This is a genomic window from Salmonella sp. 32031103-2018-00083-FB-01-SM-01, from assembly GCF_017571995.1.
Taxonomy (GTDB): domain Bacteria; phylum Pseudomonadota; class Gammaproteobacteria; order Enterobacterales; family Enterobacteriaceae; genus Salmonella; species Salmonella enterica.
This window is the reverse complement of sequence record NZ_JAGEQL010000001.1, coordinates 73,413-89,980: the sequence shown is the minus strand read 5'-3', so window position 1 is coordinate 89,980 and position 16,568 is coordinate 73,413. Positions and strand designations below refer to the sequence as shown.

The 16,568-nt window shown below is 51.9% G+C and carries 14 protein-coding genes; 6 read left to right on the top strand and 8 right to left on the bottom strand.

Going from position 1 to position 16,568, the window contains the following annotated elements; genetic code table 11:
* The first annotated feature begins 65 nt into the window (after positions 1 to 65).
* Together J4614_RS00350 and yccS are read left to right on the top strand one after the other, a co-directional pair.
* The gene (locus J4614_RS00350) at positions 66 to 512 is read left to right on the top strand and encodes a YccF domain-containing protein (protein ID WP_001261222.1); all 447 of its coding nucleotides are present in this window, start codon (positions 66 to 68) and stop codon (positions 510 to 512) included.
* An 18-nt stretch (positions 513 to 530) separates the two neighbouring features.
* Complete coding sequence (gene yccS / locus J4614_RS00345; RefSeq protein WP_000950869.1) at positions 531 to 2,684, top strand: YccS family putative transporter; 2,154 nt, start codon at positions 531 to 533, stop codon at positions 2,682 to 2,684.
* Here yccS and J4614_RS00340 read toward each other — a convergent pair.
* Positions 2,671 to 3,276, bottom strand: a complete 606-nt coding sequence (locus J4614_RS00340; RefSeq protein WP_001202375.1) for a TfoX/Sxy family DNA transformation protein — start codon at positions 3,274 to 3,276, stop codon at positions 2,671 to 2,673. The genes yccS and J4614_RS00340 overlap by 14 nt on opposite strands.
* Positions 3,277 to 3,492: 216 nt before the next feature.
* Here J4614_RS00340 and sulA point away from each other — a divergent pair, with 216 nt between their 5' ends.
* Entirely contained in the window at positions 3,493 to 4,002 is a 510-nt protein-coding gene (gene sulA, locus J4614_RS00335) for an SOS-induced cell division inhibitor SulA (protein ID WP_000288730.1), read from the top strand.
* Positions 4,003 to 4,358: 356 nt separating this feature from the next.
* Positions 4,359 to 5,411, top strand: a complete 1,053-nt coding sequence (ompA, locus tag J4614_RS00330) for a porin OmpA (protein ID WP_001562588.1) — start codon at positions 4,359 to 4,361, stop codon at positions 5,409 to 5,411.
* Between the two features lie 71 nt (positions 5,412 to 5,482).
* Here ompA and matP read toward each other — a convergent pair whose 3' ends face one another.
* The gene (gene matP / locus J4614_RS00325; RefSeq protein ID WP_000877172.1) at positions 5,483 to 5,935 is read right to left on the bottom strand and encodes a macrodomain Ter protein MatP; all 453 of its coding nucleotides are present in this window, start codon (positions 5,933 to 5,935) and stop codon (positions 5,483 to 5,485) included.
* 185 nt (positions 5,936 to 6,120) lie between these two features.
* Between matP and J4614_RS00320 the strand changes: the two genes are divergently transcribed.
* Both J4614_RS00320 and fabA read left to right on the top strand, forming a co-directional pair.
* A complete protein-coding gene (locus J4614_RS00320) occupies positions 6,121 to 7,881 on the top strand; it encodes a Lon protease family protein (RefSeq protein WP_000156463.1) in 1,761 nt (586 codons plus the stop codon).
* A gap of 68 nt (positions 7,882 to 7,949) precedes the next feature.
* On the top strand, positions 7,950 to 8,468 hold the full coding sequence (fabA, locus tag J4614_RS00315; RefSeq protein WP_000227928.1) for a bifunctional 3-hydroxydecanoyl-ACP dehydratase/trans-2-decenoyl-ACP isomerase: 519 nt from the start codon (positions 7,950 to 7,952) through the stop codon (positions 8,466 to 8,468).
* Positions 8,469 to 8,567: 99 nt separating this feature from the next.
* On the opposite strand, the gene rmf is transcribed toward fabA, so the two are convergent.
* The 6 genes from rmf to rlmKL all read right to left on the bottom strand — a co-directional run bounded on the left by rmf (position 8,568) and on the right by rlmKL (position 16,492).
* A complete protein-coding gene (rmf, locus tag J4614_RS00310) occupies positions 8,568 to 8,735 on the bottom strand; it encodes a ribosome modulation factor (RefSeq protein ID WP_001537784.1) in 168 nt (55 codons plus the stop codon).
* 255 nt (positions 8,736 to 8,990) lie between these two features.
* Positions 8,991 to 9,554: a membrane integrity-associated transporter subunit PqiC gene (gene pqiC / locus J4614_RS00305; protein ID WP_000759136.1), complete on the bottom strand. Its 564-nt coding sequence runs from the start codon at positions 9,552 to 9,554 to the stop codon at positions 8,991 to 8,993.
* Positions 9,551 to 11,191 carry an intermembrane transport protein PqiB gene (pqiB, locus tag J4614_RS00300; protein ID WP_000433412.1) on the bottom strand — a complete coding sequence of 547 codons (1,641 nt, stop codon included), beginning with the start codon at positions 11,189 to 11,191 and terminating at the stop codon, positions 9,551 to 9,553. Before pqiB ends, pqiC begins: the two co-directional genes overlap by 4 nt.
* A gap of 4 nt (positions 11,192 to 11,195) precedes the next feature.
* Positions 11,196 to 12,449: a membrane integrity-associated transporter subunit PqiA gene (gene pqiA, locus J4614_RS00295; protein WP_000333143.1), complete on the bottom strand. Its 1,254-nt coding sequence runs from the start codon at positions 12,447 to 12,449 to the stop codon at positions 11,196 to 11,198.
* Positions 12,450 to 12,463: 14 nt separating this feature from the next.
* Complete coding sequence (locus J4614_RS00290; RefSeq protein WP_000053043.1) at positions 12,464 to 14,371, bottom strand: ABC transporter ATP-binding protein; 1,908 nt, start codon at positions 14,369 to 14,371, stop codon at positions 12,464 to 12,466.
* Positions 14,372 to 14,383: 12 nt separating this feature from the next.
* Positions 14,384 to 16,492 carry a bifunctional 23S rRNA (guanine(2069)-N(7))-methyltransferase RlmK/23S rRNA (guanine(2445)-N(2))-methyltransferase RlmL gene (rlmKL, locus tag J4614_RS00285; protein WP_001086481.1) on the bottom strand — a complete coding sequence of 703 codons (2,109 nt, stop codon included), beginning with the start codon at positions 16,490 to 16,492 and terminating at the stop codon, positions 14,384 to 14,386.
* Positions 16,493 to 16,568 lie beyond the last annotated feature (76 nt).

Below are 16,568 nucleotides of genomic sequence, written 5' to 3'. Positions count from 1 at the left end.
GCTCCAGTCTAAAAAAACGTTACAATTGCCCGCAGTGATAGAAAACCGGAATGAACTGAGGGTTTATGCGTACCGTTCTGAATATTTTAAACTTTGTACTGGGCGGCTTTGCCACTACGCTGGCCTGGCTGCTGGCGACGCTGGTCAGTATTGTGCTTATTTTCACCCTGCCGTTGACCCGCTCCTGCTGGGAGATAACCAAACTGTCCCTGTTCCCTTACGGTAATGAAGCCATTCACGTTGACGAACTTAATCCGGCGGCGAAAAGCGTATTAATGAATACTGGCGGTACCTTGCTGAATATTTTCTGGTTACTTTTTTTCGGCTGGTGGCTATGCCTGATGCACATTGCCTCCGGTATCGCGCAGTGTGTCACTATCATCGGGATACCTGTCGGTATTGCGAACTTTAAAATTGCCGCGATTGCGCTTTGGCCTGTCGGTCGCCGCGTCGTCTCTGTAGAAACCGCTCGCGCCGCGCGAGAAGCTAACGCGCGCCGCCGTTTTGAATGATCGGGACAAATAGCCTTTATGTTAAGTCCGTTGATTCGCCGTTATACCTGGAACAGTACCTGGCTGTATTACATCCGCATTTTTATCGCTCTGTGCGGCACCACCGCCCTGCCCTGGTGGCTGGGCGACGTCAAACTGACCATCCCGCTCACGCTCGGTATGGTTGCCGCGGCGCTAACCGATCTCGACGATCGCCTTGCCGGACGCTTGCGTAATTTAATCATTACCTTAATTTGCTTTTTTATCGCGTCGGCTTCTGTGGAGCTGCTCTTTCCCTGGCCGTGGCTATTTGCGTTGGGCTTAACGTTATCCACCAGCGGGTTTATTCTGTTGGGAGGACTGGGGCAACGCTATGCCACCATCGCGTTCGGCGCGTTACTCATTGCCATCTATACGATGCTGGGCGCTTCTTTATACGATCACTGGTATCAGCAACCACTGCTCCTGCTGGCAGGCGCAGTATGGTATAACCTACTGACGCTAACCGGGCATCTGCTATTTCCGATCCGCCCGTTGCAGGATAATCTGGCACGCAGTTACGAACAGTTAGCGCACTATCTGGAACTGAAATCACGTCTGTTTGATCCTGATATTGAAGATGAAAGCCAGGCGCCGCTCTATGATTTAGCGTTAGCGAACGGGCAGTTAATGGCGACGCTGAACCAAACGAAAGTGTCGTTGTTGACTCGCCTGCGCGGCGATCGCGGTCAACGCGGTACGCGCCGCACCCTCCATTACTATTTTGTGGCGCAGGATATTCATGAACGCGCCAGTTCTTCGCATATTCAATACCAGACGCTGCGCGATTATTTTCGCCATAGCGACGTCATGTTCCGCTTTCAACGTCTGATGTCGATGCAGGCGCAGGCCTGTACGCAGCTGGCGCGCTGTATCTTACTGCGTACGCCGTACCAGCATGATCCGCGCTTTGAACGCGTCTTTACCCACATTGACGCCGCGCTTGAACGTATGCGCGCCAGCGGCGCTTCTTTAGAGCTGTTAAATACGCTTGGGTTCTTATTAACCAACCTACGCGCCATTGATGCGCAACTGGCGACGATCGAGTCGGAGCAGGCCCAGGCAATGCCGCGCAATGAGTCAGAAAACCAGTTGGCTGATGATAGCCTGCACGGGTTTAGCGACATCTGGCTGCGTCTGAGCCGTAATTTTACCCCGGAGTCCGCTCTCTTTCGCCATGCGGTACGCATGTCGCTGGTATTGTGCATCGGTTATGCTCTCATCCAAATTACCGGGATGCGCCACGGGTACTGGATATTGCTCACCAGCCTGTTTGTTTGCCAGCCTAACTATAACGCGACCCGCCATCGCCTTGCGCTCAGGATTATCGGTACGTTGGTAGGCGTTGCGATCGGCCTGCCGATTTTATGGTTTGTCCCTTCGCTTGAAGGACAGTTAGTTCTGCTGGTGATTACCGGCGTGCTTTTCTTCGCATTCCGTAATGTGCAGTATGCCCATGCGACGATGTTCATCACCCTGCTGGTATTACTCTGCTTTAACCTCCTGGGCGAAGGCTTTGAGGTAGCGTTACCGCGCGTCGTCGACACGTTAATTGGCTGCGCTATCGCCTGGGCTGCGGTCAGCTTTATTTGGCCGGACTGGCGCTTTCGCAACCTTCCCCGGGTACTCCAGCGCGCCACCGATGCTAATTGCCGCTACCTTGATGCGATCCTTGAGCAATATCACCAGGGACGGGATAACCGCCTGGCCTATCGCATTGCCAGACGCGACGCGCACAACCGCGATGCAGAACTGGCATCCGTGGTTTCTAATATGTCGAGCGAACCCGACGTCACGGCCGAAACCCGGGAGGCGGCGTTCAGGCTGCTTTGCCTCAATCACACTTTTACCAGCTATATCTCCGCCCTCGGCGCGCACCGCGAAAAGCTCAGTAATCCGGACGTGTTGGGGCTTCTGGATGACGCGGTCTGCTACGTTGATGATGCGCTTCATCATCAACCTGAAGACGAACAGCGCGTACACCAGGCGCTGGAGGGTTTAAAGCAGCGAGTTCAGTCGCTGGAAACACGTCCGGACAGCAAAGAACCTCTGGTTGTTCAACAAATTGGTTTGCTCATTGCCTTACTGCCCGAGATTGGACGCTTGCAACGGCAAATTTCACCGCCGACTTCTACATTAATTACCCAGCCGTAAGCGAATGAGCCCAGTCGGCAAGCTCCTGGCGACGACTCGCCGGGAGCGCCGCTTCATGTACGCCGACAATTGCGCCTTCCAGGGCATACAAAACTTTCACCGTCAGCAAGGGATTGCTTTGTCGCAACCTTAGCCAGCACATTTTCGCGCCCAGTATGCGTAACATATTTTCGTCCTTTATCCCTGACTCATTGAGCAATGTTTCCAGATGGAAGGTCATATTGGGGAGATCTTTGAGTCTGTGCTGTAAAATACGGCTGTGTTTTTCCTTCATTGCCGCGTCAAGAGAATACTTCGATAAACGTACCAGCTGCTGCTGATCGCGCCACAGGCTTTCATCCACCCGGTAATAGTTGAGCATAACGGGACGTCCACATTTCATAAACATGAGCCAGGCGGGAGGATGCTTCACACAGTAGGGTACGCTTTCTTCACAGGCGCGGAGATAAAGCTCGCCATTAGCCACCATCGCAAAGACGGTATCCTCCACGGTCAGACTATAGCTACCGAATAAAGATCGATACTGGATCGTCCCCAAAGAGGCCAAATATTCTTGCGATTTATAGATCCTGTCATAAGAGAGTGCTCTCATAAAATTCCTTTTAAATCATAAAGTAAAAGAATGATTTGCAGTAACGGATCCGTTAATGACGAAAATAGGCAACTTATACTCCGCGAGCAAGATGATTTTTATTTTTGACGCCACTAAGAATAAAAATTGCGAGACAGTTTCCGAAAATAGAGTTGATCTTTCATCGCCACAGGGGTACTGTATGAATATACAGTAACTCACAGGGCTGGATTGATTATGTACACTTCAGGTTATGCAAATCGTTCTTCGTCATTTCCTACCACTACCCACAACGCTGCGCGCACCGCTACGGAAAATGCCGCGGCAGGACTGGTCAGTGAAGTTGTCTACCACGAAGACCAGCCCATGATGGCGCAGCTCCTGCTTTTGCCTTTACTCCGTCAGTTAGGCCAACAATCACGCTGGCAGCTCTGGCTCACGCCGCAGCAAAAGCTCAGCCGTGAATGGGTACAGTCTTCAGGTTTGCCATTAACGAAAGTGATGCAAATTAGCCAGCTTGCGCCTCGTCATACGCTGGAGTCGATGATCCGCGCTTTGCGTACAGGAAATTACAGCGTGGTAATTGGTTGGTTGACTGAAGAACTGACAGAAGAAGAACATGCCAGCCTGGTTGAAGCAGCGAAGGTAGGTAATGCGGTAGGGTTTATCATGCGCCCTGTACGTGCGCACGCTTTACCCAGGAGACAGCATTCCGGGCTAAAAATTCACTCTAATTTGTATCATTAAGTAAAATTAGGATTTATCCTGGACTTTTTTTTACGCGAACGCATCTCCTTTGAGTGGTAACGTTTTTTTTGCGAGAAAGCTTGCCAGAAGCGGTTTCCGCAATTTTTGCTGTACGATTTATCATCTGAAACTGTTAAATGATGTGTATATCCATCATGTTTTTTTCACATGTCTGACGGAGTTCACACTTGTAAGTTTCCAACTACGTTGTAGACTTTACATCGCCAGGGGTGCTCAGCATAAGCCGTAGATATCGGTAGAGTAACTATTGAGCAGATCCCCCGGTGAAGGATTTAACCGTGTTATCTCGTTGGAGATATTCATGGCGTATTTTGGATGATAACGAGGCGCAAAAAATGAAAAAGACAGCTATCGCGATTGCAGTGGCACTGGCTGGTTTCGCTACCGTAGCGCAGGCCGCTCCGAAAGATAACACCTGGTACGCTGGTGCTAAACTGGGCTGGTCTCAGTACCATGACACCGGCTTCATTAACAATGATGGCCCGACTCATGAAAACCAACTGGGCGCAGGTGCTTTTGGTGGTTACCAGGTTAACCCGTACGTTGGCTTTGAAATGGGCTACGACTGGTTAGGCCGTATGCCGTACAAAGGCGACAACATCAATGGCGCTTATAAAGCTCAGGGCGTTCAGTTGACCGCTAAACTGGGTTATCCAATCACTGACGATCTGGACGTTTATACCCGTCTGGGTGGTATGGTATGGCGTGCAGACACCAAGTCTAACGTCCCTGGCGGCGCGTCTACTAAAGACCACGACACCGGCGTTTCCCCGGTATTCGCGGGCGGTATCGAGTATGCTATCACCCCTGAAATCGCAACCCGTCTGGAATACCAGTGGACTAACAACATCGGTGATGCCAACACCATCGGCACCCGTCCGGACAACGGCCTGCTGAGCGTAGGTGTTTCCTACCGTTTCGGCCAGCAAGAAGCTGCTCCGGTAGTAGCTCCGGCACCGGCTCCGGCTCCGGAAGTACAGACCAAGCACTTCACTCTGAAGTCTGACGTACTGTTCAACTTCAACAAAGCAACTCTGAAACCAGAAGGCCAGCAGGCTCTGGATCAGCTGTACAGCCAGCTGAGCAACCTGGATCCGAAAGACGGTTCCGTCGTCGTTCTGGGCTTCACTGACCGTATCGGTTCTGACGCTTACAACCAGGGTCTGTCCGAGAAACGTGCTCAGTCTGTTGTTGATTACCTGATCTCCAAAGGTATTCCGTCTGACAAAATCTCCGCACGTGGTATGGGCGAATCTAACCCGGTTACCGGCAACACCTGTGACAACGTGAAACCTCGCGCTGCCCTGATCGATTGCCTGGCTCCGGATCGTCGCGTAGAGATCGAAGTTAAAGGCGTTAAAGACGTGGTAACTCAGCCGCAGGCTTAAGTTTCCGTCTGATAAAAAACCCCGCGTCGCGGGGTTTTTTGCTCTGGTCTGGATGACAACGCCTTTCAGCGTTACTTCTTGCCTAATAACGCCTGTAAATCCTGCTTTAACGTGGTCATTTGCGTGGCATATTTCTCTTTATGCTCCGCGTCTTCTATCAGTTGCACTATCGTTTCGGATAATGTTTTACCGCGTCGCTGCGCAAGGCCTGCCAGACGCTGCCAGACCATAAACTCTAAATCGATAGATTTTTTGCGCGTATGCTGATGTTCCGCATTGAAGTGTCGTTTGCGTCTTGCCCGAATGGTTTGTTTCATCCGATTAAGCAAGGCAGGATTCATATGCCTGTCTATCCAGACATTTACCCGCACCGGTTCATTTTCGAGGGCCAACAACAAATTGACGGCTTCCTGGGCAGCACTGGCTTCCACGTAGCGGGTGATCAACTCCCCTTCGCGGTGCTTTTTCACCAGATATTTCCATTTCCAACCGCTTTCAAGATTTTCAAGTTGTTGATATTTCATTGTGATCCCAATGTTACCGTGTAACTGTTATCAGAATATCAGTTTTTTAGCCATCTGAAGAAAAGAATCTCGAACCTGTGAATGGTTACACGTCTTCATATTACTTTGCATTCGCTTTCCGCGTGTGCAGCGTGACGGGTTAGGCTATAATCCCCCCTTTTACAACAGACTAAAAAACCTCAACTTTGACCATTACGAAACTTGCATGGCGTGATCTGGTTCCGGATAGCGAAAGCTATCAGGAGATATTTGCACAGCCACACGCGACTGACGAAAACGACACCTTACTCAGTGATACTCAGCCACGACTGCAATTTGCGCTTGAGCAACTTATTCAGCCGTGGACCTCATCCTCTTTTATGCTGACTAAAGCGCCTGAAGAGCAAGAGTATCTCACTTTACTTTCAGATGCCGTCCGCGCTCTGCAAACCGATGCCGGACAATTAACCGGCGGACATTATGACGTTTCCGGGCATACTGTTCATTACCGCGCCGCGCAGAATGCGCAAGACAACTTTGCCACCGTCACACAAGTCGTCAGCGCGGACTGGGTCGAAGCCGAACAGCTCTTTGGTTGCCTGCGGCAGTATAACGGCGACATTACCCTGCAGCCGGGACTGGTTCATCAGGCAAACGGCGGCGTGCTGATTATTTCCTTACGAACCCTTCTGGCGCAGCCGTTACTGTGGATGCGTCTGAAAGCCATCGTTAGCCGCGAGCGTTTTGACTGGGTGGCCTTTGACGAGTCGCGTCCATTACCGGTCTCCGTGCCATCAATGCCGCTCAAACTGAAGGTGATTCTGGTTGGCGAACGTGAATCACTGGCTGATTTTCAGGAGATGGAACCGGAGCTCGCGGAACAGGCTATCTACAGTGAATTTGAAGACAATTTACAGATAGCGGACGCAGAAGCTATGACCCTATGGTGTCAATGGGTGACGCGTATCGCTTTACGCGATAATTTGCCCCCTCCGGCACCAGACGCCTGGCCCGTCCTGATACGCGAGGCTGTGCGCTATACCGGCGAACAGGATACGCTGCCTCTTTGCCCACTGTGGATAGCCCGCCAGTTTAAGGAGGCATCGCCTTTATGCGAAGGCGATACCTGCAGCGCAGAAGCGCTCAGTCTGATGCTTGCCCGACGCGAATGGCGAGAAGGCTTTCTGGCGGAACGGATGCAGGATGAGATTCTGCAAGAGCAGATCCTGATTGAAACCGAAGGCGAACGCGTTGGACAAATCAATGCGCTTTCCGTCATTGAGTTTCCCGGGCATCCGCGCGCCTTTGGCGAACCGTCGCGAATTAGCTGTGTTGTGCATATCGGCGATGGCGAATTTAACGATATTGAGCGCAAGGCCGAACTTGGCGGAAATATCCACGCTAAGGGAATGATGATTATGCAGGCCTTCCTGATGTCGGAGTTGCAGCTGGAGCAACAAATTCCCTTCTCTGCCTCGTTAACCTTTGAGCAATCCTACAGCGAAGTGGATGGCGATAGCGCCTCAATGGCGGAATTATGTGCGCTCATCAGCGCGCTGGCCAATGTGCCAGTGAATCAAAACATTGCGATTACCGGCTCGGTCGATCAGTTTGGTCGCGCGCAACCGGTGGGCGGGCTAAACGAAAAAATTGAAGGTTTCTTCGCCATCTGCGAGCAGCGGGAATTAAACGGTAAACAGGGCGTAATTATCCCTGCCGCCAACGTCCGCCATCTCAGTCTTAAATCTGAACTGCTGCAAGCGGTTAAAGAAGAGAAGTTCACTATCTGGGCGGTAGACGACGTGACCGACGCCTTACCGCTACTGTTAAATCTGGTGTGGGATGGCGAAGGTCAAACGACGTTGATGCAGACTATCCAGGAGCGTATCGCGCAGGCGACGCAACAGGAAGGCCGTCATCGTTTCCCGTGGCCATTACGTTGGCTGAACGCTTTTATTCCGAACTGATCGGACTTGTTCAGCGTACACGTGTTAGCTATCCTGCGTGCTTCAATAAAATAAGGTTTACATAAAACATGGTAGATAAACGCGAATCCTATACAAAAGAAGACCTTCTTGCCTCTGGTCGTGGTGAACTGTTTGGCGCTAAAGGGCCGCAACTCCCTGCGCCGAACATGCTGATGATGGACCGCGTCGTTAAGATGACCGAAACGGGCGGCAATTTCGACAAAGGCTATGTCGAAGCCGAGCTGGATATCAATCCGGATCTATGGTTCTTCGGATGCCACTTTATCGGCGATCCGGTGATGCCCGGTTGTCTGGGTCTGGATGCTATGTGGCAATTGGTGGGATTCTACCTGGGCTGGTTGGGCGGCGAAGGCAAAGGCCGCGCTCTGGGCGTGGGCGAAGTGAAATTTACCGGCCAGGTTCTGCCGACAGCCAGGAAAGTCACCTATCGTATTCATTTCAAACGTATCGTAAACCGTCGCCTGATCATGGGCCTGGCGGACGGTGAGGTTCTGGTGGATGGTCGTCTGATCTATACCGCACACGATTTGAAAGTCGGTTTGTTCCAGGATACTTCCGCGTTCTAAGTGTTGAATTGATATTCCGCGCTATCGGTATCATGCTTGCAAAGCCCATAAAGGCGAAACCTCCGCAGTGCGGAGGTTTCTTTTTCTAAAGAGACAGAATCAGGCCATTACCGCCCTGTCCTCCATGGCTTGTCGCCAACCTCCCAACCAGTATGACCGTTGATTCAGCGTCTGATAGGGACACATTTCTTTTGATCGTCCGGCGATGCCGGCCTGATATCCACGTTGATGTGCCCGTTCCAGGCGATCTCGTTTTTGTCTCTTCATGCCTCGTTTCCCTCATATTTGTATCTGGTGGAAAAGAAAACAGTGATTACAAAATGTGCAATCACACTACACGAATACCTCTAAATGGATCGCCCGTCAATGCGCAAAATTCACACCAATGTCATATTTGTGAGCTATACGGTAAATCATTTGTACAAAAAATGTGAGCCATAACAACTATTTTTCCGGCGTCAAAAATAAAAAAACCGCCTCAGGCGCACGACCTGAAGCGGTTAAATTTACATTACTTTTATCTCAGGGAAGGCGCTTTATCTCATCTGCGATAGCGGCTGCTTCCTGACTCCATGCGCTTGCCAGTACTTTGACCATCTCATCATAGCCATCTTTCTGCTGACTGGCTTCGATATGGAAAGGCCGCTTAATCAGCTGTCCATTGTGGTTTAATAACCACTCCCCGCTGACGATAACCTTACCATCGTAGCGTCCATGGAATCCGGTTACGGTAACGTTTAACGTATCCTGGGTGGTTCCCAACGGCTGGGAAGCGACGACCCAGCCAGGAAGCCGGGCGCTAAGATTCGCCACCAGCGTGTTACGTAATTGCTGGTCCAGCGGGCTGGCCCACAGATTGTTATTGGCAATCACATACTGAACATCACTGGTTTGATACACCACGCCGTTACCTGCCAGATAGTCAGGTACGGAAACCTGCTCTACCCATAAGAGACGGTTGCCCTGGCTTGCGGTGCTTTGCACACCGCTTTGCGCTATCGGGAGCTGATAATAGCTTTTATTCTCTCCGCCGGAGCTACATGACGCCAGCCAGAACGCCATTATCACGACTAGCCATTTTTTCATTGTTTCGCCCTCTTAGGCTCAGGATCTTTTTTATCCTTCGCTTCAAATACCAGCGCGTTGCTCTTCTCGTTCAGAGTTTTCAACACCGGTTGTAACTCACGAAGCACCTGATCGAGACGCTGCATATCCGCCACCATTTTGTTATACGCCGCCGATCCAGGCTGGAAGCCTTGCATACTGCGGTTAAGTTCGCGTAACGTCGTTTGCATATCCGCCGGAAGCTGCTGCATCGACTGACTGGAGGTAATCTTGTTCATATTATCCAGCGTGGTTTGCAGCCGACGCATAGTACGCTGGCTTTCAGACAACGTATTGGTCGCTTGTTCAATCATCGGATTCAGCGGCAGGTTGTTGATCTTATCCAACGTTTCCACCAGTCGCTGTTGAATTTGCGCCAGGCCGCTGCTGACGGTGGGAATAATTTCATAACCATCAAATTCGCGTAGCCCGGTAATCGGCGGTTCCTTAGGATAAAAGTCCAGATCGACATACAGCGCTCCGGTCACCAGATTACCGGTTTTAAGCGATGCACGCAGACCGCGCTTAAGCAGCTCCGCCAAATGCGCGGCAACATCCGCATTTTCTCCCAGTTGCGCTTTCAGACGCTCCGGTTCAATGCGCACCAGCACAGGAATACGGTAATCATCGTTAAATACCTGGCGCATTTTAGACGCAAAGAAAGGCACTTTGCTTACCGTCCCCAGACGAATACCGCGGAACTCCAGCGGCGCGCCAGGTTGTAATCCGCGCACCGAATCTTTAAAGAACATCAGGTAATCGATATGATCGGTGTACAGCGAATCCTGAATACTTTTTTGATCGTCGTAGAGATTAAACGCCGTTTTTTCGGCGACAGGTTGCCCCTGCTCAAGTCCTTCCGGCACATCAAAACTCACGCCGCCGCCAAACAATGTCGTCAACGATCCCATTTCCACGCGCATTCCCGCCGATGTCAGATCCACAGCGATACCGCTATCTTTCCAGAATCGGACATTACTGGTAACCAATCGATCGTTTGGCGCCTTAATGAACAACTGATAACTCATTGTCCGTTTTTGCGGATCGAAAGAGCTGGTTTCAACGGATCCTACCCGATAGCCCCGGAACAGAACGGGATCGCCAGGACTGAGCTGACCGGCCTTTTTGCTGTCCAGAATCACACGAATACCTTTGGCATCGGGCGGCGCCAACGGCGGTGAGTCAAGAAGCTGATAGCTTTCCGGCTGACTGCCCTTACTTCCTGGTTGTAGTTCAATATACGCGCCTGATAGCAGCGTCCCAAGCCCGCTGATGCCTTCACGCCCCACCTGCGGTTTTACGACCCAAAATACCGAGTCTTTATGCAGCAACTTTTCCATACCGGAATGAAGCCGCGCTTTGATTTGTACATGGGTCAGATCGTCAGTCAGCGTCGCGCTTTCAACCACGCCAACATCCACGCTGCGACTTTTGATCGTCGTTTTTCCGCCTTCAATACCTTCCGCATTGGTGGTAATTAAGGTAACTTCCGGCCCCTGGTGGCTGTAGTGATAAAACAGAATCCAGGCTCCGATAAGCGCAGTAACAATCGGGAATATCCAGACAGGCGACCAATTTTTCACCTTTTGTACTTTGGCTTCCCCTTTTTTAGGTTCCATGCTATCAGGACTCCTCATGGCCTGGTTCGTATTCACGATCCCACGACAGACGCGGATCAAAGGTCATCGCAGAAAACATTGTCATTATGACGACTAAAGCAAACATCAACGCACCCATCGCAGGATAAATATTCATTAACCCTCCCATACGCACCAGCGCAGAGAGTACGGCAATGACAAAGACATCAATCATTGACCAGCGCCCCACAAACTCCACTACTTCATAAATAAAATGCATCCGTTCACTGTCGCGCTTACCGTGGCCCTTCGCATCCCAACAAAGCCAGGCAATAGCGATCATTTTTAGCGTCGGCACCATAATACTGGCGAGAAAGATAACCGCCGCCACCGGATAAGACCCCTCGCTCCACAGCAAAATCACGCCAGCCAGAATGGTCGACGGCATTTTAGAGCCCAGTAAGTCGGTAATCATAATCGGCAAAATATTGGCGGGCAGATAAAGCATGATCGAGGTAAATAATAACGCCAGCGTCCACTGCAAACTGTTTTTACGCCGGACATAGCCTTTCGTATGGCAACGCGGACAGACGAGACTCTCCGCAGGCAGGATCGCCGTGCAGCAGGCGCAAGAACGCAAAGACTGCCGGATACCGGTAATCCCCGGCGTTAACGGCTGCGCCAGTGCAGGCTGCGGGGCGATATCATCCCACAGCCAGCGGCGATCGACACACTGGAACGCCCGCAGTTGAACGAGACAAAATAAGCACCAGGGAATAAAACTGCTGCCGATGCCGATATCGCCGTAGGCCATCAGCTTAACAAAACTGACCAACACCCCGGCGAGAAATATTTCCGCCATTCCCCACGATTTGAGGAGGAAAAAGATCCTTGCCAGCGTTTTTTTTACCGACAACGGCAGATTGGCGCGGTTGACAAGTAATAGAATGGTCACCAGGCAAAATGCCGGCACCAGTTGGACAAATAATAAAAAGAACGTGCCGAGGCTGGCGTAATCTTCAGAAAACATGACGCCGGGGATTTCCAGAAGCGTGACTTCGCTGGTGACGCCCGCGACATTCATATTCACGAAGGGAAAAAGGTTAGAAAGCAGCAACATAAATAGTGCCGCTAACGCATAGGCGGTAGGACGCTGCCGGGGCGCGTCCCACTCGGTCGTTAACGTTGCGCCGCATCGTGGACATGCTGCTTTTTGCCCATGCGAGAGGCGGGGTAAAGCCACCAGCATGTCGCATTGCGGGCACAATATGTGCTTCGCAGCATGGTGATGTTCACACATAGGCGCTCCTTTCGTTATGCCCCGTTTTTCAGGCCTTCAAGATACTCCCAACGTTCGAAGGCTTGCTCAAGTTCTTGCTCCGCCTGACTTAAATCGGCCAGAACTTTTTGCGTTTGCTCATGGGGTTGGCTAAAAAAGGCCGCATCCGCAACCTGCGCCTGTAGCGCTTCCAGCTTCGCTTCCAGGTCTTCAAGCTGACCGGGTAACAGCTCCAGCTCGCGCTGCAGTTTATAGCTTAGTTTGCTACTGCCACGTTTTACAATTTCTGCTTTAGGGGCAATAACTTCCTCATTTTTTTTCGCCATCGGCTGTTTCGTCGCCAGATGCTGCTCTTGCTGCGCACGCGCATCATGGTAGCCGCCGATATAACGTCCGATTTTGCCGCCGCCCTCGAAAATCCAGCATTCCGTCACGGTATTATCGACAAATTGCCGATCGTGGCTGACCAGTAGTACCGTGCCCTGATAGCCATCAATTAATTCTTCTAATAGTTCCAGCGTTTCGACGTCAAGATCGTTCGTTGGTTCATCGAGAATTAAAAGATTGCTCGGCTTGAGGAACAGTCGCGCCAGCAGCAGACGGTTACGTTCGCCGCCGGAAAGCGCGCGAACGGGCGTCATCGCCCGTTTGGGATGAAACAGGAAGTCCTGCAAATAGCCCAGTACATGGCGCGGCTTACCGTTTACCATCACCTCCTGCTTGCCTTCCGCAAGGTTATCCATCACGGTTTTTTCCGGGTCAAGTTCGGCGCGATGCTGATCGAAGTAGGCGACTTCCAGCTTCGTTCCTACGTGGATGCGCCCGCTGTCAGCCTGAAGCTGTCCCAGCATCAGTTTCAGTAGCGTGGTTTTACCGCAGCCGTTCGGGCCAATTAACGCAATTTTGTCGCCACGCTGTACCTGAGCGGAGAAATCTTTTACCAGTTGTTTTCCTTCTACCTGGTAATCGACATTCTCCATCTCAAAAACGATTTTACCGGAGCGCGTCGCCTCCTCGACCTGCATCTTCGCCGTGCCCATCACTTCCCGACGCTCGCTGCGTTCACGACGCATCGCTTTTAACGCCCGCACGCGCCCTTCATTACGGGTGCGGCGCGCCTTGATACCCTGGCGAATCCAGACTTCTTCCTGCGCCAGTTTGCGATCAAATTCCGCGTTTTGTAATTCTTCTACGCGCAGCGCTTCTTCTTTCTCCAGCAGGTATTGATCGTAATTTCCCGGATAGGTGACCAGTTTGCCACGATCGAGATCGACAATGCGGGTTGCCATATTGCGAATAAACGAACGATCGTGAGAGATAAAAATAATCGTTCCGTTAAAGGTTTTCAGAAACCCTTCCAGCCAGTCGATAGTTTCGATATCCAGATGGTTAGTCGGTTCATCCAGTAACAATACGCGCGGATTGCTGACCAGCGCCCGACCCAGCGCGGCTTTACGCAGCCAGCCGCCAGAGAGCGACGACAGCGCGGCGTTAGGATCGAGTCCAAGCTGCGCCAGCACTTCATTAATACGGTTTTCCAGCTGCCACAGATTATGATGATCGAGCTGTTCCTGTACGCGCGCCATTTCATTGAGGTTTTTCTCGCTGGGATCGGTCATCACCAGACGGGAAATCTCATGATAGCGCTTGAGGTATTCCGCTTGTTCTTCGATACCTTCGGCGACAAAGTCATAGACGCTGCCCGCAATATTACGGGGCGGGTCCTGTTGCAGACGCGCGACGATCAGATCCTGCTCATAAATAATACGCCCATCGTCCAGACCCTGTTCACGGTTGAGGATCTTCATCAAGGTGGATTTCCCGGCGCCGTTACGCCCCACCAGACAGACGCGTTCGTTATCTTCGATATGCAACTCTGCGTTATCGAGAAGCGGCGCGTCGCTGAACGACAGCCATGCGCCATGCATACTGATTAATGACATTTACTTTTCCTTTCAGGCGGCGCGGATCAGCCAGCAGTTATGAATCTGACGGTTACGGGCAAAATCCGGGGAGAGCGTTTTTTGCGTAATTTCTTGTGCGGTAAGCCCCAGTTCCGCCAGCCCTTCCAGATCCATACGGAATCCGCGCTTATTATTTGAGAACATGATGGTGCCGCCTTTACGCAGCAGGCGTTTTAAATCTTTCATTAACGCGACATGATCGCGCTGAACATCAAACGACTCTTCCATACGTTTTGAGTTAGAGAACGTCGGCGGATCGATAAAGATCAAATCGAACTGTTCATTCGCCTCGCGCAGCCAGCCCAGGCAGTCGGCCTGAATCAGGCGATGCGCGCGGCCACTCAGTCCGTTCAGACGCAAATTACGTTCGGCCCACTCCAGATAGGTGCGGGACATATCCACCGTTGTGGTGCTGCGCGCGCCGCCCAGACCCGCATGTACGCTGGCGCTGCCGGTATAAGAAAAGAGATTCAGGAAATCTTTGCCTTTGCTCATTTCTCCCAGCATTCTGCGGGCAATACGGTGATCGAGGAACAGACCGGTGTCGAGATAATCCGTCAGATTTACCCATAAGCGCGCATTATATTCGCTGACCTCAAGGAACTCGCCCTTCTCGCTCATTTTCTGATACTGGTTTTTTCCTTTTTGTCGTTCACGGGTTTTTAACACCAGTTTATTCGGCGGAATACCGAGCACTGACAAGGTTGCCGCAATAATATCGAACAGACGTTGCCGCGCTTTTTGCGCATCCACCGTTTTCGGCGGCGCATATTCCTGAATCACCGCCCAGTCGCCGTAACGGTCTACCGCCACGTTATATTCCGGCAGGTCGGCATCATACAAGCGATAGCATTCAATCCCTTCCTGGCGCGCCCATTTCTCCAGCTTTTTAAGATTTTTACGCAGGCGATTAGCGTAATCTTCCGCCACCGTCGCCGGTTTACTGTCCGCCGTGGTTTCCGCAATATGATAGTTTTTCTGCACGCAGTCCAGCGGGCCATTCTTGGCTTTAAACTGTTTGTCGGCACGCAATTGCAGGCTGCCCAGCAAATCGGGCGAAGCGCTGAACAGCGACAGGTTCCAGCCGCCAAACTGATTTTTCATGGTACGGCCCAGCAGGCTGTGCAACGCAATCAGCGCCGGTTCGCTGTCCAGACGTTCGCCGTAAGGCGGGTTACTGATCACCGTACCATACGGGCCTTTCGGCAATGGATTACTCAGTTGCGCCACATCTTTCACTTCAAAGGTGATAAGCTCCCCGATACCGGCGCGACGGGCGTTGCTGCGCGCCCGCTCAATGACGCGCGCATCGCTGTCGGAACCGTAGAAATGAGAGGAATACTCCGCCAGCCCCTTACGCGCCCGGGTCTGCGCTTCGGCTTTCACTTCCTGCCAGATAGCCTCGTCATGCTGCGCCCAGCCGCTAAATCCCCAGTGACCACGGTGCAGTCCCGGCGCGCGATCGGTCGCCCACATCGCGGCCTCAATCAACAGAGTCCCCGAACCACACATAGGGTCGAGCAGCGGGGTTCCTGGTTGCCAGCCGGAACGCATAACAATCGCTGCCGCCAGCGTCTCTTTAATTGGCGCCAGCCCGGTGCGATCGCGATAACCGCGCAGGTGCAGGCCATCACCACTGAGATCCAGCGCAATGCTGGCAGTTTCTTTATTCAGCCAGACGTTAATACGGAGGTCCGGTGATTCGCGGTCCACATTTGGACGCGGAAGATTTTTCCGCGTAAATGCATCGACAATCGCGTCTTTAACTTTCATCGCGCCATACTGACTATTACGGATGGTGTCGTTCAGGCCGCTGAAATGCACCGCAAACGTCGCGCCAGGATTAAAAATCTCTGTCCAGTTTATCGCCTGAACGCCGAGGTAAAGATCGAGATCGCTGTAGACCTTGCACTCACCCATCGGCAGGATAATACGCGAGGCCAGGCGGCTCCACATCAGGCTCTGGTAAATAAGCCGCGTGTCGCCCTGAAAATGGACCCCACCCTGAACAACCTGACACCCTACGGCGCCCAGTTTTTCCAGTTCAGTTTTTAACAGCTCTTCCAGCCCGCGGGCCGTACTGGCAAACAGAGAATTCATATTGTCACTTTTACGCTAAGAAAATTGTTGCGCATTATAGCTAATCTCACGCCCATGTCATAAAGTTGAAGGCTTA

Bases quoted from the DNA above. Each gene is read 5' to 3' on its own strand.
- J4614_RS00350 (WP_001261222.1), top strand. From the start codon at position 66: ATGCGTACCGTTCTGAATATTTTAAACTTTGTACTGGGCGGCTTTGCC.
- yccS (WP_000950869.1), top strand. From the start codon at position 531: ATGTTAAGTCCGTTGATTCGCCGTTATACCTGGAACAGTACCTGGCTG.
- J4614_RS00340 (WP_001202375.1), bottom strand. From the start codon at position 3,276: ATGAGAGCACTCTCTTATGACAGGATCTATAAATCGCAAGAATATTTG.
- sulA (WP_000288730.1), top strand. From the start codon at position 3,493: ATGTACACTTCAGGTTATGCAAATCGTTCTTCGTCATTTCCTACCACT.
- ompA (WP_001562588.1), top strand. From the start codon at position 4,359: ATGAAAAAGACAGCTATCGCGATTGCAGTGGCACTGGCTGGTTTCGCT.
- matP (WP_000877172.1), bottom strand. From the start codon at position 5,935: ATGAAATATCAACAACTTGAAAATCTTGAAAGCGGTTGGAAATGGAAA.
- fabA (WP_000227928.1), top strand. From the start codon at position 7,950: ATGGTAGATAAACGCGAATCCTATACAAAAGAAGACCTTCTTGCCTCT.
- rmf (WP_001537784.1), bottom strand. From the start codon at position 8,735: ATGAAGAGACAAAAACGAGATCGCCTGGAACGGGCACATCAACGTGGA.
- pqiC (WP_000759136.1), bottom strand. From the start codon at position 9,554: ATGAAAAAATGGCTAGTCGTGATAATGGCGTTCTGGCTGGCGTCATGT.
- pqiB (WP_000433412.1), bottom strand. From the start codon at position 11,191: ATGGAACCTAAAAAAGGGGAAGCCAAAGTACAAAAGGTGAAAAATTGG.
- pqiA (WP_000333143.1), bottom strand. From the start codon at position 12,449: ATGTGTGAACATCACCATGCTGCGAAGCACATATTGTGCCCGCAATGC.
- J4614_RS00290 (WP_000053043.1), bottom strand. From the start codon at position 14,371: ATGTCATTAATCAGTATGCATGGCGCATGGCTGTCGTTCAGCGACGCG.
- rlmKL (WP_001086481.1), bottom strand. From the start codon at position 16,492: ATGAATTCTCTGTTTGCCAGTACGGCCCGCGGGCTGGAAGAGCTGTTA.